The 21,697-nt window shown below is 48.3% G+C and carries 13 protein-coding genes, 1 other RNA gene and 1 riboswitch; of the genes, 8 read left to right on the top strand and 6 right to left on the bottom strand.

The genetic code is table 11. The features are described 5' to 3' along the window. Window positions 1-110: 110 nt before the first annotated feature. The 5 genes from HMPREF3027_RS00620 to HMPREF3027_RS00600 form a co-directional block, all read right to left on the bottom strand. Window positions 111-2,240 (bottom strand): peptidylprolyl isomerase, encoded by a 2,130-nt coding sequence (locus tag HMPREF3027_RS00620; protein WP_070706357.1) that lies wholly within the window; start codon window positions 2,238-2,240, stop codon window positions 111-113. 138 nt (window positions 2,241-2,378) lie between these two features. Then, the gene (locus HMPREF3027_RS00615; RefSeq protein ID WP_070706356.1) at window positions 2,379-3,815 is read right to left on the bottom strand and encodes a YihY/virulence factor BrkB family protein; all 1,437 of its coding nucleotides are present in this window, start codon (window positions 3,813-3,815) and stop codon (window positions 2,379-2,381) included. Window positions 3,816-3,852: 37 nt separating this feature from the next. Then, window positions 3,853-4,238, bottom strand: an RNA gene (gene rnpB / locus HMPREF3027_RS00610) — RNase P RNA component class A. Window positions 4,239-5,067: 829 nt separating this feature from the next. Then, the gene (locus HMPREF3027_RS00605) at window positions 5,068-6,072 is read right to left on the bottom strand and encodes a sirohydrochlorin cobaltochelatase (protein WP_070706355.1); all 1,005 of its coding nucleotides are present in this window, start codon (window positions 6,070-6,072) and stop codon (window positions 5,068-5,070) included. A gap of 33 nt (window positions 6,073-6,105) precedes the next feature. Then, window positions 6,106-8,241: a TonB-dependent receptor plug domain-containing protein gene (locus HMPREF3027_RS00600; protein WP_246830494.1), complete on the bottom strand. Its 2,136-nt coding sequence runs from the start codon at window positions 8,239-8,241 to the stop codon at window positions 6,106-6,108. Window positions 8,242-8,320: 79 nt separating this feature from the next. Continuing rightward, window positions 8,321-8,547: riboswitch (cobalamin riboswitch) on the bottom strand. Window positions 8,548-8,952: 405 nt separating this feature from the next. Here HMPREF3027_RS00600 and HMPREF3027_RS00595 point away from each other — a divergent pair. From HMPREF3027_RS00595 to HMPREF3027_RS00570, 6 genes are all read left to right on the top strand, one after another. Then, window positions 8,953-10,269 carry a UDP-glucose dehydrogenase family protein gene (locus HMPREF3027_RS00595; RefSeq protein ID WP_070706353.1) on the top strand — a complete coding sequence of 439 codons (1,317 nt, stop codon included), beginning with the start codon at window positions 8,953-8,955 and terminating at the stop codon, window positions 10,267-10,269. Between the two features lie 152 nt (window positions 10,270-10,421). Beyond that, entirely contained in the window at window positions 10,422-10,934 is a 513-nt protein-coding gene (locus tag HMPREF3027_RS00590; RefSeq protein WP_070706352.1) for an META domain-containing protein, read from the top strand. Between the two features lie 136 nt (window positions 10,935-11,070). Further along, a complete protein-coding gene (locus tag HMPREF3027_RS00585) occupies window positions 11,071-13,590 on the top strand; it encodes a glycoside hydrolase family 2 TIM barrel-domain containing protein (RefSeq protein ID WP_070706351.1) in 2,520 nt (839 codons plus the stop codon). 9 nt (window positions 13,591-13,599) lie between these two features. Then, complete coding sequence (locus HMPREF3027_RS00580; RefSeq protein ID WP_070706350.1) at window positions 13,600-14,547, top strand: cation diffusion facilitator family transporter; 948 nt, start codon at window positions 13,600-13,602, stop codon at window positions 14,545-14,547. Then, a complete protein-coding gene (locus HMPREF3027_RS00575; protein ID WP_070706349.1) occupies window positions 14,531-15,133 on the top strand; it encodes a ribonuclease HII in 603 nt (200 codons plus the stop codon). Before HMPREF3027_RS00580 ends, HMPREF3027_RS00575 begins: the two co-directional genes overlap by 17 nt. Then, window positions 15,130-16,017 carry a DMT family transporter gene (locus HMPREF3027_RS00570; protein ID WP_018028251.1) on the top strand — a complete coding sequence of 296 codons (888 nt, stop codon included), beginning with the start codon at window positions 15,130-15,132 and terminating at the stop codon, window positions 16,015-16,017. The genes HMPREF3027_RS00575 and HMPREF3027_RS00570 overlap by 4 nt, the downstream gene beginning before the upstream one ends. Window position 16,018: 1 nt before the next feature. Here the strand turns inward: HMPREF3027_RS00570 and HMPREF3027_RS00565 are convergent, their stop codons facing one another. Then, a complete protein-coding gene (locus HMPREF3027_RS00565) occupies window positions 16,019-18,733 on the bottom strand; it encodes a TonB-dependent receptor (RefSeq protein ID WP_070706348.1) in 2,715 nt (904 codons plus the stop codon). 448 nt (window positions 18,734-19,181) lie between these two features. On the opposite strand from HMPREF3027_RS00565, the gene HMPREF3027_RS00560 reads away from it, so the two are divergent. Both HMPREF3027_RS00560 and HMPREF3027_RS00555 read left to right on the top strand, forming a co-directional pair. After that, the gene (locus tag HMPREF3027_RS00560) at window positions 19,182-20,018 is read left to right on the top strand and encodes an SDR family NAD(P)-dependent oxidoreductase (RefSeq protein ID WP_070706347.1); all 837 of its coding nucleotides are present in this window, start codon (window positions 19,182-19,184) and stop codon (window positions 20,016-20,018) included. Next, on the top strand, window positions 20,008-21,516 hold the full coding sequence (locus HMPREF3027_RS00555; protein ID WP_070706346.1) for a class I adenylate-forming enzyme family protein: 1,509 nt from the start codon (window positions 20,008-20,010) through the stop codon (window positions 21,514-21,516). Before HMPREF3027_RS00560 ends, HMPREF3027_RS00555 begins: the two co-directional genes overlap by 11 nt. Window positions 21,517-21,697 lie beyond the last annotated feature (181 nt).

Genomic DNA, 21,697 nt, shown 5'->3' with positions numbered 1-21,697 from the left:
CGCCAAAGTTTTTTTTGAGTTACATAGAATATAAGTTGAATATAAAATGAGAGACACCCTAGACCTAGGTCTAAGGTGTCTCTATGTATTGACAAGTGTCGGATTAAAGATTACTGAAACTTGTATCTGCGGTCTTTAATATCCGACTTCTGGATAATATAGGTAAGTGCCTGTGAGCGAACTATACCCTTACGCTCAGCATCGAGTAGCCCCTTAGCGTCTGCATCCGTAGTTGGATCCTCAGTACGATTCAGAGCCTTAACGAGGTAGACACTACGCACTCCCTTGAGTGGCTGTAGACTCTCTACTGGAGCATAAGCAGCTGCAGCATTGATAGCTGGCTCGTAGCCGATACCTGCCAATCGTGTAGTATTGAACTTCACCGTGCTGAGGGTGTCGACCTGGCTATGTAGCTGCTCTGCAAAGGCCTCGAGATTGCTGTACTTAGCACCTGTAAGTTGCGCATACATTGCCTCTACCTTCTTCTCGTCACGTACGATATCAGTTACTTGATCCTTTACCATTGCTAGTGGGATCACCTTATCGGTAAATGAAGAGTTGAGACGCACAAATACCCACTTATCTCCACACTCCGTGATATCGCTGACCTCACCTGGCTTAGCCGACATTGCCCACTTAACTAGCGAACGGCTATTCTCGATGCCCTGAGTAAGCATAGGCTGGTCTGCACTCACCTTAACATTTGGAAGCACCTGATATCCCTTATTGAGTGCCAATGAATCAATATCTTTATCCATGTTCTGAGCAATGAAGCTACTGATATCATTGTAGAGAGCAGTCTGTGTCTCATTGCTTGCCACGATATTTCGCTGTGCAAAGGCCACCTTGTACTTAGCCACATTGTCCTTAGCTTCGTTTACAAGCACAATATGCTCACCATATTGCGACTTAAATGCAAAGGGCACTCCAACGGTTGCCTTGTAAATAGCATCGCTAAAGTCTGCACCAAGATATTGAGCTGCAGTGGCCTCATTGAGCCAAGTGATCTCTCCACCATTGGTCTTGGTATTGGTATCGATCGAATAATTAGCAGCCAAAGTGGCAAATTGACTTGGATCGGCTTTCAGTACAGTGAGAAGGCTATCTACAGTTGGCTGTCCAGCTTGTGCAGGTGCCAGCATGATGTGGCTTACTCTCAGCATCTCTGGCGAAACCTTCTTATCCAATAGTTTTGCCACACTTACAGACTGTCCAAGGTCATAAACCTGAGAAACCTCTCCTACTGGAGCCGACTCAAGGAACGCAGCAAAGTCAGCAGGGAAGATAGGATTATTAAATTCACCAATTGGAAGATAGTAATCAACGTACTTCACATCAGAGTAGTCCTCCAAAACGTTGGCTGGGTTCTCTCCTGCCTTAAGTGCCTTCTCCGCCTCGGCAATATCACTCTTCGCCGACTCCACATCGCTAGCCGATGGAGTAATAGTAGCATAGATCACATCGAGGTCAGCACCGCCATTTTGTGAAGCAAATAGCTCCTTATGGCTATCGTAATAAGCCTTGATATCTGCGTCCGTCACTTGGACATCTGCATCAGGAGCTTGAGCTACGCTTTGCTGTACATAAGCGAGGTCAGCCGCTACGCTATTAGCCTTGGTATAGTAGGCTAGCTCTAGCTTGTTGGCTACTACGGCACCCGATATCAGACTAGTGTACTTCTCACCTAGCTTATTAGAGCGAATATCATCCTCTAGCTGTACCCAAATGGCCTTATACTGATCAATGAGTGCCTGCTCTTGAGGAGTGGCTCCCTTTGTCTTGATCTGCTTAAGGAAATTGAGAAGAGCAGCCCTATCAAAGAGCCCCGTCTCGGGATTAGTGAATAGCCCACTCTGTAGGATCATTGGAGATAGATTATCCCCTTGCACTAGGTCAAATGTCTCTGCAGGAGTCACTGTGAGACCAATCTTATCAGCCTCTTCGGAGAGTATTTGCTTGCTCACCATTGTCTGATAGACCATATTGCGTACTTGCTGAGTCTCCGCCTCACTTAGGTTGCGGTTCATCTGCTTGTACTGCTCCATTGTTTGGCTCACTGCCTGCTCATAGTCTTGGATCTTCACCTTATTGCCATTGACGATGAAAGCATCCATCTCGCTGTCGCGATAAAGCGACGAAAACCAATTGCCCACATCCCCAAAGATAAAGGCAAAGAGACCCAAGCCGATGGCTATCACTAGGATGACTGCCCTGCTTCTAATCTTTTCTAATACTGCCATATATATACTAATGTTTGTTTACATGTTCCACATCTATCGTCACCGTTGGTGCACCCTATTTCGAAGTGTACCCATTTGGTTTGCGAAGTTAGCAATTTTTTAGGACTATATCAAATATCCTTTCTTACGAATTTATCTCTACTCCCCCATTCCCTTGATATTATCAATGTCTACTACGGGTTGTTCGAGCTCAGTAAAGGGTAGTTGTCGAGCTAATCGTATGGCCTCCCACTCCTGGGCATACTCATCGTAAATATCCATTCGGAAGTTCTCCGAACCAAGTCGATCCATCGCTGTGAGCACCCTCTTGATCGTAATAGAGGTAATCTCGGAAGCAGGTGCATAGGTAACAGGCTGGCTGGACTTTTTCGACTCTATTGCCACTAGAAGGCGACAGGCAACTAGCTTATCTAGAGTATCTTGCACAATCACTATCGGCAGGTCGGTCTCACCCGCTAGTAGATCAGCACTATACGACTCACCCTCGTGCCTGAAGGCCTTGCATATCTTCTTCATAATGATCAGGGCTACAAGGTCTCTAAAGCGTCGGCTAATGCGCTCACTCTCCTTCCTAAATACATATTGCTTTACATTTTGTATAGCATAGCTCAGCTGTGCCCCAAAGAGGATGATGGTCCACGAGAATTGCATAAAGAGCATCAGTAGGGGGATCGCAGCGACACTTCCGTAGATGCTATTGTACTTAGAAACCCATAACTGCCCCGAGATATAGACCATCTGAAAAATCTGAAAAGCTGCTCCAGCCAAGACCGCCGAAGCAAAAGCGGGTAGAAACTTCACCCGCGTATTGGGGAGTAGCATATAGAGGGCGGTAAGAATCAATATAATCACCACAAAAGGAAGCACCTTCAGTAGCGTGGTGACAACTGGAGCAATACTAATCGTACCAAGTAGCTCAATAGAACTAAGCGAGCCGATAAAGATGTTGGAAAATGAGATGGCAATCAGTGAGATGGGCACGATCACAATAGCGGCAAAGTAACCGATTAGACTCTTGCTAATAGGGCGGGAGTCTTTGATCTGCCAAATCTGGTTGAAAACACTCTCCACCGTCAGTAGCATACTAAATACCGTGTAAATCAATACAATAAGGCCCACAATAATCAGCACGCTACTCTGGATCTCAGCTAGGTACGACTCCACAAAATCAAAGGCTGTAGTGAGCTCCATCTGATGGGCTGGGAAAGCATCGTAGAGGGCACGCTGCACCGAGGCCTGCATCCCAAAGCCAGCGGCCACACTAAGGATAATAGCGAGCGTAGGCACCAATGCCAGTAGCGTGGTATAAGTGAGGGCGGAGGACTTCTGGGCCACCGACCCATCGATAAACTCCTTTACTGAGATATAAAGCACCCTTAGGATACGCACGAAAAAGCCCGACACCCCTTTCATCTCGGCGTCATAAAGCCGCCACATATCACTCGTGATAAAATTATAGGCATTGCCAAACCACTTGCCGAGACGATTAAAGACGGAATTTTTTGATTCCCTCTTACTTCTCTCCTCTTGGATCTTTTCCAGCCTTTGGTTGATATCCTCCTCTTGATTTCTCATTCAATACTTCCTATATATATAATGAGTAAAGAAAAAACGTATGAGTCCTCAATAAGCCGGGTTCTGTCTGCCTTCTCCCTAGGGATAAGGCTGCTTGCCATCTATCTAGACCTAGAGTCACCCCTAGGCTCTATCGGTCTACCCCCCAGCATCGGGCGAGCCACCCTACAAGCGCTGGTATACGCGACCTTTCCACCCACAATGCATACTGCAGCTCGATATCACTATCAGCTCGGTGGGCTCTTACCCCACCTTTTCACCCTTACCTGTGAAGTTTGCACTCAGTGCAAAGCCACGTGGCGGTTATTTTCTGTTATGCTCATCTACCTCACGATAGCTTCCCGTTAGGAAGTGTAGTGCTCTTTGTGGCCCAGACTTTCCTCTCGTGTAGCACGCTACACCAGCGGCACGCTTTCGGACTCATACGCTCTTACTCTCTCAGTTTCTCCAAAATAAAAGCTCCTAAAGCCGTTGCAAAGATACCAAATTGTTACGACACCACTTGAACCCCTGTGCCACCACACTTGGATGACGCATTAGAAAAGTCCGTGTGGTATTCATTGGAGTGTCTATGGGGAAAGGACCTCCGCAGGAGGTTCCCACAAACGCACCCGCCAGGGTGCCATTCAGATAGCCCCCGTGTCGGAGGGGCGAAAGCCCCGAACGACCGGCGGGGAGGTGGTGTACACAAACCATACGACCCTTGTGGTCGCACAACTTATTGCGAGTGCGACCACAAGGGTCGATTGATAATATCGCACTATTTCCCCGCCGGTCTTCGGCTCTACGAGCCTTGACCGGGGGCTAGCTGAATGGCACCCTAGCGGGTGCTTTATTGAAACCTCCTGCGGAGGTCCTTATCCATAGACATGAATACCACCTTGACAAGACCTTTTTATAGCGTAAACCCTGAATAGGTTTAGGGAAAAGTTGATTTCTTGAGTTATTATTGATAACTTTGCGAGTACATTTTTGTTCATAACTTGATAGCCATTAGTTGAATAAATACTGTTGATACTCAAGCTGTAAATAGGATTTTACTCCTAACAATCTATAATAGTATTGAACAGTATTTTTAGGCCTCCTTATTGCCCCCAATAGATTCTATGATATTCATAGAATAATCAAGGATTCCGCCTAACTAACTAATGGCTATCTCTTTTATCGCTCTGCCCTTTATGCAAAAGGAGGAAACGAGTAAGGGCGGGCACCAATTGGTGCTCGCCCTTATTATTATCAGTCAATAGGAGGGTTACTCCTTATTTCCATCAGCAATAGCCGCTTTGAGGTGCTCAAGGTAAATATTGTTGATCTCCTTATAGTCGCCAAGGCCCTTCATATGTGTCTCCACCTTCCAGCCTTTCTTTTCCAATTGCCACTTCCAGCTCTGGTCTTCATCAGCCTCGCCTTTCTCGTAATCTCCAGCCATATCATTATTAGCGTGGTCACCTACGATGGTCATAAGAGGTTGTAGATGGATTTTCTTATTAGCTACTTTATCCTCTACCATCTTTAGTTCACCAACGAGGTAGTCAAATAGCATTGCTGGATAGTCTACAGTAGCTACATATACATAGTCATGTTTGTAAGTTGCCAGTGCATACTTTTGCATCTCTTGCTCTAGCATCTTATACTTTTGGTTGGCATACTCGTAGTTCTCCTCAGGGTTACCGTGACCCATAAAGGCGACTGCCTCACCCTTCTGGATATGCTCCTTATGATCGTCCACTAGGATCTTAGCTACCTTTTGGATATCCTCTTTAGAGTAGAGAAGAGGGTGACCTAGCACAGCATCATTACGACCTTTTCGATCATCAACCAACTTTACGTTGTACTCCTTCTTCACATAAGCATCCCTTAGAAGTGTAAACTCCTCACCTGGGATAACGTGGAAAGACTGTACATGGACATTCTTGTAGTTCTTCTTCAAGAAGCTTTGCATCCACATTGCAGGTGGAATAAACTCCTTTCCTTGAGCCTGCATACGGTTAATAATAATCCTAGAAGTATAGGAGAGGTAAAGGTCGGTATTGGGGAATTGATTTTGGAAAAATGCCTTTTGCTTATCAAAGGTTTGCTGTGGTACATCATAGGTAGAGCCAAAGGTAACAAGTAGCAGAGCGGTGTCGTGCTTTTTTGGAAAAGCATCGGCAGGGTTTTGTGTAGGAGCTTTTACCTCCTCATCACAGGCAGTAAATGCCATTGCTGTCATAGCTAGAGCGACTAGCGTCAGCAACAAGTTGTAGTACTTCTTCATAATTCTTGTAGTTAAAAGTTTATTAGAAAATCATTAATCCTTCTTTTGGTCAAAGCCTATCTTCACCGTAGCGAAGTAGGTACGTCCAGGCGTCTTTGTCCCGAAGTTGAGCCCATAGGGATGGGTCTCCTTGTAGTCAAAGATATTATTTACTCCGAGCGTCAGCTGGAGATTCCACTGCTTCCAATACTTAAATCGGTGGGTAGTGGTGAGGTTCCAAAGTGCAAAGCCAGGGGCATCGCCATAGTAGGCATAGTATCTATCTGTCTGAAGCCTACCATGTAGCCCTGCCACAAGGTCGTAGTGCTTTTTGCGAAGCGTGTAGGTGGCTCCTACCGTCCCCTTATGCTTCGAGGTGCCGTCTATTGGCCGCTCCACGATCACCGGCTTGCCATCGCCCTTTTTGGTGAGCTCCGAATCATACACATGGGTACTGGTATTGCTGAGCGTGTAGCCCATAGAGAGCTTCAGATACTTCACTGGTGCCCACGTCATGGCATACTCCAGCTCCCATATCTTGGCATCCTCAGCATTGATATACTGCATGGCACCATCTAGCTCTCGCCCTTCATCGCTTTGGTATTTAGAAGGCAATGGAACTGGGATTAGGGTAATCATATTATTGAGCTGATTATAAGAGCCGTATAGATGCATCGAGAGCTTCTTGCTAGGGTCATAGCTAAAGCCTAGAGAGAAGTAGTCTGATACTTGAGGCTTCAGGTCGGGATTACCCAGATAGACCCTTAGTTTACTCATCATCGTCCGCTGATATTCGTAGTAGATCTCCTTAATGGTTGGAGTTTTGAACCCTCGACCATAGGTACCACGGAGTTGCAACCCACTCTCCCCAAAACGGTATTGCAGGGAGAGCTTTGGAGTGATATGGCTACCAAATGCTTTATGGTATAAATACCTCACGCCACCCGTGACATTAAATAGAGGAGTTACCTGCCACTCATCCTGAGCATAAGCCGAGAGGGTATAGGCCGATCCTGAGCCATTGGGCATACGATTGGGAGCAATCAAATGGTCCACAATCCCCTCCACACCAAAGGTAGCTTGATGGTCCGTGCCAAAGTACATAGAGCCCTTGGCATGAAGTAGGTATTGGCGTTGGTCGCTCTCCAAAGACGACTCTCCAGGCTGATAATAAAATGGCATCGGCACATAATGTAGCCTACCATCATCTAGGACCTCAGGCTGTAAATACTCATCTAGGTACCGACTGTAATAATCATAGTGGTAGGCGTGTCGGTCAAAGCTAGCTAAGAGATTAAAGGTCTGGTAGGCACTTGGTCGGTAGGTGGTCTCCACACTGGCTGCCTGGTCATTGTATCTCAGGTTGAACTGTCTCCACCGTGGACCCCCTGGCTTGTGATAAATACGCTTTTTGTAGAGCATACCTGTGCCACGCACCTCCCACTGCCTATTGGGTCGCCAAGCGATCTCTTGTTGGATACGATGATTATAAAAGGCACTAGTAGTCTCCGTAGTGCTATTTTCGTAGAGTTCCTTCCGGTAAAGCTCCTGCGTGCTATTTTGCCAACCATTGCTCCTGTCACCAGAGTATTGGGTCACGCTAGAAAAGGTCTTGTACCCCCATGCAATGGTATTATTCTGCTGCCATTGCCCATACGAACCTAGGCGTGTGCTATTGACTACTGAAAGTGGTGTATCGGTATAGTCCTTGGTGATGATATTGATCACACCCGCAATGGCATCCGATCCATAGAGCGTAGAGGCTGCCCCCTTGACGATCTCGATCTTCTCTATCATAGAAGCACTAATCTTGCCGAGGTCATTTTGACCACCCACATCGCCATGTAGCCTACGGCCATTCACCAGCACCAAAATGTAGCTATTGCCTAGCCCGCCAAGAGTGATTCCACTTCCCATACCACTATTCAGAGCATCAAATGAAGGGGATATCGTAGTGAGGATACCATCGAGATTGTGCCCCGAAATACTGATCAAGTCTTGCTTCGACACCACCTCTGTACGCACTGGTGCTACCGCACTATAATGGCGGGTACCTGTTCCTGTCACCACCACCTCCTCCAGCTGATCCGAGAGCTGAATAGAATCCTTAGGAAGCGACTGAGCCTCTGCATCTACCCCATAAAGAGTACAGCAAAGCAGGCACCCAAACACGCACCATACACTCCACATTTTACGTGAGCACATAATATAATAACAATAAAAACATACACGGATACTAGCCTGTTCCTGAGCCAAGAGTATCCATAAAAAAAACACTCGGCAAGTAGGCAGGTCTCCCGACTTAGTCTTATCCCTTTTAACAGAAAAGCCTTCCCAGAGTTAACCCAGTGGCTTCAGAGAATATCTGAAAGGCGGAGGCAACCTACCTCCTCAAGACATTACGGTAGCAGGAACTGTTTTGGATTCTCACCAAATTCCCTATTAAATAGCCACTCATCGTACACAAGTGGACATACCTATCTGCTTTCTGCAAAGGTACCCAAAAGAAACACAAAAACAATAAAAATTAAGATTTATTTTCCACAACACGCAACACGCCACCCACCAGCAGAAATAACAATAGGCGATCACAGCCAAAACTGAGATGCAACTAAGCAATCGACGAGTTGCAACTAAGCAAACGGCGAGTTGCAACAAAGCAAACGCTTAGTTGCAACTAAACTTTTCGCCCGACCACTACCTCCGACTCGTCCGACCTGTCCGACTCGTCCGATTAGGCACTCCCGATTAATCGCCCTATAGTAAGAACCCCTGCTATAAACCATACGGTAAGAACTTTCTCATGCGTCACTCCTAGGTAGAGGGCTACTATAGTGGATTAATCAATATATTCTTGGTACCTTAGTGCAACTATTGTAAATACGAGGTAGAGAAGTAAGTATGAATATTGCGATTATTGGCACAGGATATGTGGGGCTAGTGAGTGGCACTTGCTTTGCGGAGATGGGGGTAAATGTCTGCTGCATTGATAAGGATCAAACCAAGATTGAAGCACTCAGAAGGGGCGAAATACCAATATACGAGCCAGGGCTGGCCGAGCTAGTGGCTAAGAATAGAGCGCAAGGACGCCTCTCCTTTTACACAGACTTGGGAGAGGTGATCAATAAGGTTGACATCCTCTTTATTGCTGTCGGCACCCCTACTGGTGAGGGCGGGGAAGCCGACCTTCAGTATGTATTTGCTGTAGCCAAGGAGATAGGACAATTGGCCACCAAGCACTTATTGGTGGTGACCAAGAGCACCATACCAGTGGGGACTACAGATCGGGTGGAGGAGATAATAAGGGCGGGGTATGCCAAGCGAGGGCTCGCAACACTCGAGCTAGACATGGCAAACAACCCTGAATTCTTAAAGGAGGGGGCAGCGATCAAAGACTTTATGAGCCCCGACCGTGTAGTTGTGGGGTATAAAAGCGACTATGCCAAGGAGCTGTTGCATCGGCTCTACAGACCCTTTCTTCTTAATAATTATCGTGTCATCAGCATGGATATCCACTCTTCGGAGCTCACTAAGTATGCCTCCAATGCGATGCTCGCCACTCGCATCAGTTTTATGAACGAGCTGGCCAACCTTGCAGAGGCAATTGGAGCCGACATCTCTCTTGTTCGGGAGGGTATGGGTTCGGACAAACGCATCGGCAAGGCCTTTTTGTACCCCGGCTGTGGCTATGGGGGCTCTTGCTTTCCAAAGGATGTACAGGCACTCGCCAGCACTGGCCGTGAGCATGGCCGGCCACTGACCATTATTGAGCAGGTGCATAAGGTGAATGAGTGGCAGAAGCTACGCCCCTACGAAAAAGTGGTAGAGCACCTAGGCGACCTCAAGGGGAAAAAGGTGGCAGTATGGGGACTGGCTTTTAAGCCTGAGACGGATGATATGCGACAAGCACCCTCTATCGTGGTGATTAATGAGCTGATCAAGGCAGGGGCAGAGGTATCCGCTTTTGATCCAATCGCCATTGAGAATGCACGCAATATCTTGCCTCCACAAGTGGCTTACGGCCAAGATATATATGATGTAGTAGAGGGGGCAGATGCCCTTATTCTACTGACCGAGTGGAAGCAATTTAGGCTTCCCAATTGGAAGCGTGTCAAGGAGCTGATGCGTGGAAACCTTGTGGTCGATGGACGAAATATCTATCCAGCTGAGGAGCTAGAGGCTCTCGGATTGGCATACAAAGGAATAGGAATTAACTAGAGGCTGTTGCACGAAGGCGATCTGCTTCGTTGCTTTCGGAATTCGCCTAGGTCACGTACGTGAGTACGCTCCCTTCGCCCTCATCCTCAGCGCCTTGCATCTCATCCTTCGTGCAACATTCTCAACTAACAAATAACAACAACAAAACAATTATGAGAAAGTATCTTATCTATCTAGGAATTGCACTCGCAGGTATCGCTCTAAGTAGCTGCAATAGCAAGCAAAAGACAAATAACGAGCAAACAGCAACCACCACTACTGAAACTGCCGTAGTGACTGATGAGGTAGCGGACTTCTTTAAGGCCGTTCCGAAGGAGCAACTCGATGGCGAGTGGAGGGTTCTAAAGATCGGGGAGAAAGAGATGACTGAGGTGAGCCTGACCCTTTCATTTGACATTGCTAAGAATCGCTTCGCAGGGAACTTTGGTTGCAATGACTACATGGGCAACCTCGAGTTCGACGATCCTACTGACGATGACTTTGATGCTACGGAGATCGAATTCGATGACCTCGCTAGCACCCTAGCCCTCTGCGAGCACATGGATATTGAGAAGCAATTCACGCAACTGCTCGACAAAGTAGAGCACTTTACCATCTCTGAAAGTGGTGAACTTTACCTACTTGATGACCACCGCAAGCTCCTAGCTACACTGGTACGCAAGTAAACTCTCCTTTGCTGTATTAGCAACAAAAAGGCAGTCTCGACATTAGCCGAGACTGCCTTTTTATTATGGGGAGAGAAGGTCGGTAAAAATGGGTATATTTGCAGATAGTTATTAAGGAACATATATTAGGAAACGTATGCGACATTATCTATCACTGGCTGTGGCTCTCCTAGCTATCACAGCAACGGCTCTACCGAGCTTTGGACAAAACAAACTCGATACCAGCCTTACTCCTAGAGAGGTGCTCCGTCTGAGAGAGGGGTGGCATTTCACTCGGGAGGACCAAAAGGCTTTTAGCAACCCCAAGTACGATGATAGCAAGTGGTCACAAGTGGTGGTGCCACACGATTGGGCCATCTACGGTCCTTATAGTCCAGAGATAGATAAGCAGTTTTTAGCCATTTCGCAAGATGGTCAGAATACACCTATTTACCACGTAGCTCGTACGGGTGGACTACCCCACGTGGGAGTTGGTTGGTACCGCAACACCTTTGCCCTAAAGGAGGGCTACCAGAGCTCTGACCGCACCTATCTTCGAATAGATGGAGCGATGAGCAATGCACGGGTCTTTATCAATGGGAAGGAGGCGATCTACTGGTCTTATGGATACAGTCCGTTTCAGCTGGATATCACTGATTATATCAACCCAGAAGAGAAGCTTCAGAGCATTGCCATTCGACTAGAGAACCCCGATGAGACTTCTCGCTGGTACCCTGGTGCCGGGCTATACCGCAATGTATGGGTTACCTTTGCCTCTGGAGTAAAGGTAGCCGAATGGGGCACTCAGATCACTACACCCAGAGTAGACAAGGAGTGGGCACAGGTGAATATCAAGACGACACTCGAAAACCATACCGCTATCGAGCCTGAAAGGATCTCTATCCGTACTGCACTTCTTGAAGGAGGAAATGAGGTGGCGGTAATGGAGAATTCTGGCAGCGAGCTAATGGGAAATCTACTGGAGCAGAATATCAAGCTCCAACACCCCAAGCTATGGGATCTCAATGAGCCCAACCTATACACTGCCCTTACTCAGGTATTTGTAGATGGCGAGCTGGTGGATAGCTACCAGACGAGATTCGGGGTGAGGACCATTGAACTACGCCCCGATGACGGCTTTTACCTCAATGGCAATAAGGTGATGATTCAGGGCGTCTGTTTGCATCACGACCTAGGCCCATTGGGCGGAGCAAGCCACAAGAGGGGATATGAGAGGCAGATTCGACTGATGAAGGATATGGGTGTGAATGCTATTCGCACTTCGCACAATATGCCAGCCCCAGAGTTGATTGAAGCTTGCAACGAGATGGGGATGATGGTGATGGCTGAGAGCTTTGATGAGTGGGCACGCCCTAAGGTGAAGAATGGTTACCACCTCTACTTTGAGCAGTGGGCGGATCGAGACCTGACCAATCTTGCGAGAGCTTTCCGCAACGACCCTTCTATCGTGATGTGGAGCATCGGTAATGAGATAGATGAGCAAGTGACCCCTGGCGGTAATAAGGTGGCATACTTCCTACAGAGTGTACTGCATCGCGAAGACCCTACTCGCCCCGTGACAGTCGGTATGAACAACCCTCTAGGAGCGGTGAAGAATAACTTTGCTACGATTATGGATTTAGCAGGCTTCAACTACTACAATTGGCAGTACCAAGAGGCGTATGAGCAATTGCCACAGCGGCTGATACTAGGTGCCGAGACCACCTCTACGCTCTCTTCTCGTGGCATCTACAAATTCCCTGTAGAGCGGAAGTCTATGGCCAAGTACCCCGACCAGCAGTGCAGTAGCTATGATGTAGAGCATTGCGGATGGAGCAATCTACCAGAGGACGACTTCCTCAATCAAGAGGACCTACCTTACACGATTGGAGAGTTTATTTGGACTGGTATTGACTATATTGGTGAGCCAACTCCTTACTACACAGAGTGGCCTAGTCACTCCTCTTACTTCGGAGCAGTGGACTTGGCGGGGATTGAGAAGGATCGGTTTTATCTTTATCGCTCGCATTGGAATAAGGGCGAAGAGACACTCCACATCCTTCCGCATTGGAATTGGCAAGGACGCGAAGGGGAGGTGACTCCTATCTTTGTCTACACCAACTACCCTACGGCGGAGCTATTTATCAATGGCAAGAGCCAAGGGAAGCGGACAAAGGATCTCTCTGTATCTCTGGAGACGCCCCGTGATGGACTGCAAAGACAACCACGCTACCGCCTGATGTGGATGGATACGGTTTACCAACCTGGTGAAGTGAAGGTAGTGGCTTATGATGAGCGAGGTAATGAGGTGGCAACTAGAGCTATTAGGACTACGGGCAAGCCATATGCTATCATGATGACATTGGAGAATGACTATATCAAGGCGGATGGTGAGGATATTGCCTATGTGCGTGTGCAGATAGTGGACCGGGAGGGCAACGTAGTGCCAACTGCCACTAATGAGGTGACCTTTAAGGCGAAAGGGACGGGGCGCTTCCACGCTGCAGCCAATGGTGACGCTACCTGTATTGTGCCATTCCAAAGCAATAAGCAACCTGCCTTTAGCGGACAGCTCACTGCCATTGTACAAGCGGGTAAAAAGGGTGGTACTATGCAGCTAACAGCCTCAGCTAGGGGGCTGAAGTCCGATACTATTACAGTCAATGTAGAGCCATAATCCATTTCAATGAAGGATAATCATACCGCTAAAGTACAGGCATACCACGCCAGCATCTGGGTCAATTCGATATTGCCTCCGCTGAAACTCGTGGTAGGGATCCTCGGCAATAGCTTTGCCCTCATCGCGGATGGTATCAATTCACTAGCTGATATTCTCTCTAATCTGGTAGTCTATCTGCTACTCAAAGTATCTGGTAAGCCCCAAGATGAGGACCACGATTATGGGCACGGTAAGTATGAGACGGTGGCCACCTTTTCGCTCGGGGCAGTAATGATTGTCGCTGGTGTGATGATTGTGGTGGATGGTATATCAACCATTGCTACCTACTTCACCAATGGGGAGCTCCCTGAGCTCCCCTCGTGGATAGTATTGGCTGTAGCTGCCTTTGCGATGGGGCTTAAGGAGTGGGTCTATCACTACACAATGAAAAAGGCGAAGGAGACCCGTAGCGAGGTACTCCGTGCAGAAGCATTGGACCATAGGAGTGACGTATTTACCTCACTCGCAGTACTGATAGGAGCTGGGTGCGCGATAGCCTTTGGAGGGGTGGCTAGGCTAATGGAGCCTGTGGCCGCTATTGTGGTGGCTGGCTTTGTAATGCGGATGGGTGCAATTGTAACTATCCCAGCACTCAACAAGCTCACAGAGGCAAGCCTACCCCAAGAGACTGAGGAGGAGATTCTCCAGATCGCTGAAAGTGTAGAGGGGATACAACTACCTCACAACCTACGGACGAGGATGACTGGTAGTGATACCATCGCCATCGAAATGGACGTGAGAGTGGATGGGAACATACCGCTTTACGAGGCACACGACCTCACCATACGCGTGGAAGAGCTTCTGAGGGAACGCTTTGGAGAGGAGACGCACATCATCATTCATATTGAGCCGATGACCCCTTTTGTGCATAAGGTAGGCTCCTACAAAATAATCCAAAATGAAACTGCCCAATAGGTTGATCCCCGAGCGAATAGAGGCGGGGATAGATGAGGTGGGCAGAGGCTGCTTGGCAGGTCCTGTAGTGGCAGCCGCAGTAATCCTTCCACCCGAATGCTCTATCTCTGGCCTGCACGATTCGAAGAAGCTCTCGCCAAAGCGTAGAGAGGAGCTAGCAAGTGCTATCAAAGAGCAAGCTCTTGCTTATGCCATTAGCGAGGTACCACCAGCAGAGATTGACGAGATCAATATCCTCCAAGCCACCTTCAGAGCAATGAATAAAGCCATCTCGGCACTCTCTACACTGCCTGAATACCTATTGATAGATGGCAATAAGTTTAAGCCCGAGACCGACATCCCCTTTGAGACAATTGTGGGAGGCGACGACAAGGTGGCGAGCATCGCTGCCGCCTCTATCCTAGCCAAGACTTACCGAGATAGCTTGATGATAAAATACGCAGAGGAGTACCCAGGATACGACTGGGAGCACAATATGGGATATGGCACGCCCCGACATCTCCTCGGGATCCGAAAGCTAGGCATTACCCCACTCCACCGACGCTCCTTTGCACCGTGCCAACCAACATTATTTGATTCATTATGACCAACGAACGTACTAAAGGCTATATTGCAGGCCTACTATCGTCTGCAACATTTGGATTGATTCCACTATTCACCGTCCCACTCATGAGAGAGGGGATGGAGACAGAGACGATTCTCATCTACCGCTTCGGCTTTGCTACACTTCTAGTAGCTCTAGTAATGCTCCAAAAGCGAATATCCTTTCGGGAGACAGCCAAGCACATACGTATCATATTCATTATGTCGACCCTCTACTTCTGTAGTGCACTATTTCTGATCAATGGCTACAAAGTGATGACCTCGGGCGTGGCGACAGTGATCCACTTTATGTACCCTCTGATGGTGGCACTCCTGATGCTCATATTCTTTAAGCAACGGATGACCCGCCGTGGGCTCATCTCACTAGTCATCGCTTTTATGGGGGTAGTACTACTTTCGGGGATTTTAGGTAGCGAAGGGGTGCAAGTAAAGCTAACTGATATCGCACTAGTCGCTTTCAGTGGTTTCTGCTATGCAGTCTATATTATTGTGGTGAATAAAACCACCATTGGTACCATTCCAAAGTGGCGACTCACCTTTTACCTGATGCTATTTAGCACCCTATTCTTTATAGGTCTATCTATCGGTAAGCAGACACTTGAACTACCCCCCACACCAAGAGCATGGGGCTTACTCTTCCTATTGGGGTTGGTGCCTACATTGATATCCAATTTATTCCTCATTGTTGCCATTCCTATCATCGGTTCCACCACCACTGCTATTATGGGAGTACTTGAGCCCCTCACTGCAGTGATCGTCGGAGTTACCGTACTAGGGGAGCAACTCACGGCACAAAGCACCCTCGGCATCGGTGCGGTGATTATCGCTGTAGCTCTATTGGTGAGTGAGAAGCGACCCACCAGATAGTTCAGTGCCTTCTATATCCCCTTCCATAATGTTGACCGCGGTTCATCCCTGAAGGCCGGACATCGGCACCCATATTATTAAAGCGGTAAGAGAAGGTCAGCATCACATAGGAGGTAATTCCATTGACCTCACTATCTGTAATTCGATCCAGTGAGATTTGCCTCATAAACGTGGTACGTTGCTGTAGCAGGTCATAGCCTGATAGCTGTAACGTGCCACGTTTTTCTTTCAAGAACGAGTAACTAACCGAAGCATCGAGGAGCCAAAAGTTGCGCTTCAATTGATCTTGATAGCCCGAAGCATCTTGGTAGGTGAGCTTGGAAGTTAAGGAAAGGCCAAAGGGCAAAGTGACTATCGCTTCGCCAAACGCATTGAAATCCCATGTGCGGCTATCCATCTCCTTAGAGATGCTATTCTTCGCCTGCTGCATCATCGCAAAGCCACCCACGGTCGCTTGTAGCCAAGGGCCACTCCATGTAACTCTCTGAGATAGCATAGGTCGCCACACATCGGCTCGGTTAAGGGCTTCATTGACAAACCCCTTATCACGCGAATAACGCACCCTTCCAAAGGTGAAACTACTCCACTTCGACGAAGCTCCACCCATCGGCAAACTCATCATAAATCCGCCGAAGAGCGACTGATTACCACTGATATTCTGATAGCTCGTCTGCCTCACCCCTGTGGTAGCATCAATCTTTTGTATCGGTGCCACCGCATTATTGGTGAGGTTCCAGCCCCACATCATATTGAGACTTTGGCGAGCCATAGGTCTATTGAAGTTGATGCTTCCCCATACACTATGCGAAAAAGAGGGGAGTAGGTCGGGATTACCTTGCACCTGAGCAAGCGGTGAAAGGACAATCGTTGCAGGGTTGAGCTGACTCATAGAGGGTTGACTGGTACGACCATTGTAGCGGATATTGATTTGCAATGAATCCGAAGGTCGGTATTCCAAAATCGCGGTAGGTGCATAATTCCACACCGTACGTTGCTTATCAAAGGTCACCTCACCACCTTGCGTAGATATCGTATGCGATGTACTTGGGTTCACCCCCATTCCAGCATAGAGGTAACTGCGAGGGGCAAGTTTATAACGCAGGCGCGCTAATATCCTATGGGTAAAATAGCTATTCTCCGACCCCCTTGAGTAGATAGGGTCTAGCTCCGTGTACTCTCCCGTAGCACCCTTATTGAAGGTTGATTGATCGCTCTTTCTCCTACCAAAGTTGGCATCATACATCAATTGAAGTGCCCACTCCTTACTAAAGGGCTCAAGATAGGCGACTCGAAAACGTCCCGACTCTCCACGGTCATAAGAGCGTTGTTGCTGATCGCGTAGCTTCTTCTCCTGAGACCGTCGGAAGTTGGTCTCAGATAGCTGAAGCCCCTCTCCATCAGAGCCATTAAATCGGTAGGAGAGACGGGCATAAACATTCCGCCCTAGCTCATTAAAAGTATGGCGGAAGTGCAGATCCCCATTCACCTCGTAAGAAGTTCCATCATTAGTTCGCAACGATTGTCCATCATTAATAGCGATACCCTGGCGGTTAGTTGTCTGAAATTGGGAGCTATTATCCGTTTTATTCCAATTATATCTAAAGTAAGGCTCAAAGACCAGCATCGTGGACTCCTGGGGGTTCCACTCCAGGCGACCATTAAGGTTGACCTCCTCATCCCTCCTAAAGTTGTGATACTGCTCCGCCTCGTTATTGGCCTTTTCGCCACCCAGCAACTGAGTCGTCATCGTCTTGCCATCCACCGAGAAATCACGGCTATTATAAAAGGCTTCGGCATTGACCTTCAGGGTTTTATTGAGGAAGAGGTCGTCATAATTTCCCCCTATCCTACGGGTGGTCTCCTCTCCTCTTCCCCTTCGCACGCCATCAATATTATTCAGCTCGCCGATAATAGTGTACCTCGCATCGTGATTAAATAGATTGACAAGGGCATTGGCAGTATACCGCTGTTGCGTGCCATATCCAGCCGACAGATTAGAGAGCAACCCACGCTTTTTATCCTCCTTTATCTCCAGATTGAGCACCTTCACCTTCTCCCCGTCGCTCATCCCGGTGAGCTTTGCCTCGTCCGACTTCTTATCTACCACCTGCAGATTCTTTATCATATCAGAGGGGAGGTTGCGCGTAGCCATTTGTGGATCGTTTCCAAAAAAAGACCGCCCGTCCATCTCAATCCGCTCTATCGCCTCACCATTATAGGTGATTTTTCCATCCTCATCAATCTCCATACCAGGGATACGCCGTAGCAGCTCCTCCAAGCTAGCCCCTTGTCGCATCTTAAAAGCAGCCGTATTGAATTGGATCGTATCTTGCTTCACCGTCATTGGCGTCGCCTGCCCCCTTACCTCTAGCACCCCTAGCCTAGTGACCGACTCGGAGAGGTGAATCTTGCCCAAGTTTACACTCTTATTCACTACCTCCACCTCTTTGTAATAAGGCTCCATACCCAAAAAGCTGATGTGTAGGAGATACTTCCCTGGGGCAATATTCGCAAGAGAAAATTGACCCTTTGTGCCTGTAGAGCTACCTGCTACATAAAGAGAATCGGCTTGATGCAAAAGACGTACTCCCGCCCCTACAATAGTCTCCTCTGTCGCCTCCTCATAAACTACCCCTTTGATTGAATAAGTCTTACTCTGTGCTGATGCCAAAACAGACACCAGCAGAGCTCCTACGATCCATAGCCACTTTCGCATCACGCCTGCACTTCAATATATTTATACTTCTCTTAAATATCCCTTGGATGCCTTCTCGCCACAAAAGTTTAAGGGTCAGAGATATTTTCAAGGGTTACGTTATGAGTAAGAATATCGAGATAGGCTACGCTTTTATAGTTTCATCTAGGGCAAAAATACTATCCTGAGACATCCCCATAAATCCTCTATGCTAGTAGAGTAAAAGTTGAGATGCAACAAAGCAATCGGCTAGTTGCAACTAAGCAAATGCCGAGATGCAACAAAGCAAATGCTTAGTTGCATCTCGGCAGACACATTTATATAGCACTGAATTACAGCCAGTTGCAAAAGAGCCTTTGCAACTCTATTTTAGCCGGATTTTTACCTGGCTTCTCTAATGCGTAACCACTGGAGGTATTTTAATTTGGTTCCCACCATAAACGTTCTTTTATGTAGCTTTGCAATTGGAATGAAGAATTGGTGCCAAGACATATTCCGACGACTAATCTATCCGCCCACTTGTATCGCTGAAAGCAAATTAAAGGGGAGGCTAGAGGGGCGGGTATGCCTCGTAACAGGTGCCTCCTCGGGCATTGGTTTTGCCTTAGCTAGCAGGCTGATCGCTCTTGGTGCCGAGGTGATCCTCCTTTCGCGCCATACCGAAGAGCTGGAGCAGCTGTATGGCATTGAAAGTCGTGTGGCCATCTACCCCGCAGACCTCCGAAACAGAGAAGAGTTGCTCTGCACCTCAAGCCTGATTGCCGAAAGATATCCAAAGATAGACTATCTCTTTCTGAATGCGGGCAAATCAATCTGTAGGGCCATCCCCGAAACCATAGAGCGACTGCACGACTATGAAAGGACGATCAGCGTCAACTACCTGGGGCACGTCGCACTGCTCTTGGCACTCCAGCCGTCTCTGAAGCAAAGTGGTGGTCGGGTCATCTACAGTGGATCCGTCAGTCTGCTATACCCATACGCTCCTAAGTGGTCGGCCTATCACGCCTCAAAAGGGGCCATGGATATTTGGCTACGTACCGCCAAGGTAGAGTGGCACCAAGAAGGGATCAAGGTGCTGACTGCCTACCTCCCACTCGTCCACACCCCGATGTCGGGAGCCAATGCAACATACCGCAATCTACCTGGTTACACGGCAGATGAAGCGGCGATGAAGCTACTCGGCCTCGCCCTTAGCAAAGTTCGCACCACTTATATCCCGTGGTGGGCAAGAATCACCGCTCCAGTAGCACGACTGCTTAAGACACCTATTGAATGGATATACCAACGTACCAACCATGCAAAATAAATCCCATTTCTCCCTATTGAAAGCCCTTTGGCAGATCAAGTTCATCACCCCCAAGGGGCTCTTCACATGGGGTAAAGCTATCCACTCCGAGGGGGTCAGCCTGATGGCACTACTCAGGTTTTCAGCAGAGACCTACCCCAATAAGAAAGCGCTCAATAGCGAAGGCGAAGAGCTGACCTACCTACAGCTTCTTGAGCAAGCTTATGCACTAGCCAGCCACCTTCAGCAGAAGTATGGCATCACAGAGGGGAGCAAAGTGGCCCTACTCTGTCGCAATCATACCCAAGCGGTGCTCTCGATTTTTGCAGTCTCACGCTTGGGGGCTCACCTTTACCTCCTCAATAGCGACCTATCTGCCCAACAGCTCTCTGACCTCTCCAGTAAAAACAAGGGGTATCAGCTATGGATTACCGATTCCGACTTGCCTTTTGTAAAAGGCAGAGTGGTGACGACCGAAGAGCTATCCACCCTCCTCTCCACAAACCATACCGCTCTACCGAAAGTAGCACGAGGCGGTATAATATCGGTTCTCTCCGGAGGCTCCAGTGGCCACTACACAGAGGCAAGTCGCAAGCCCTCCACTACCGCCTTCCTTCCTCCTCTCTTAGCTCTGCTTAGGCAAATTGGCATCCACCGACAGCAGAGTGTCTATATCCCCCTACCCCTATTTCACGGGTTTGGGTTAGCCACACTACTCATCTCCCTCGCGATGGGAAAGCAGATATGGCTCACTAAGCACTTTAGTAGCTTGGAGACGCTGCACAGTATCAAAACAGGAGAGATAGAAGTACTCATCGTGGTTCCGTCGATGATACCGAGATTGCTACAGCATCCCAACGCCTCAGTCCAACTCGCCTCACTTCAAACCATCATCACAGGCGGGGATCGGCTCACCCTCACACAGGCACACCTTTGTCTTAAGGAACTGCCGAATACACAGCTATTCAACCTCTACGGCACCTCGGAGGCTGGATTCTTCATGCTGGCCACCTCCGAAGAACTCAGAAAGGCGACCACAGAAATACCCATCGGCAGACCCATCAAAGGGGTAGCGTGCAAGATCAATAACCCATCGCCCCAAGGGGTGGGTGAGCTATGGGTGGCCTCGAAGTGGGCCATGAGTAGCCGACAAGGGAAATGGCAAGCCACTGGTGACCTCGTCTACAGAGACCCTCAAGGGCTTTACTACCACCGAGGTAGAGCGGATAGAATGGTGGTCTGCGGAGGAGAGAATATCCACCTAGATCACTTAGAAATGGTTGTAGAGCAACACCCCCTGATAGCTACAGCAAGAGCCTTTACGATAGACAACCCCACACTAGGCAATAGCATCGGATTAGAAATAGAATTGATTGAAAAGGGAGCCCTCAGCGAGGAGAGATTTAGAGAGTGGCTTAGGGAAAAAGTACCCTACAGCTCCGCCCTAACGCAGATAGTCTTCAGGGAAGTGGTACTTACCAGTACCGGCAAGCGCCCCTCCTCAGGGATTACGCAATAGAAACAGACTGTTGTGCGAGTGATCATATACATGATAATGGAGTTAGGACCTCGGCAGAGGTCTCTCTTAAATAGGCACAGGTCGGAGGGGCATTAGCCCCGAACGACCTGTGTACAAGGGCATATTCACCATCACCTTGACCCCGGCTGAGGGGTCAGACCTAGAAATAGGGTTGTCCGAC

Source organism: Porphyromonas sp. HMSC077F02 (assembly GCF_001815465.1).
Lineage (GTDB): Bacteria > Bacteroidota > Bacteroidia > Bacteroidales > Porphyromonadaceae > Porphyromonas_A > Porphyromonas_A somerae.
This window is presented reverse-complemented; position numbering and strand designations above follow the sequence as displayed.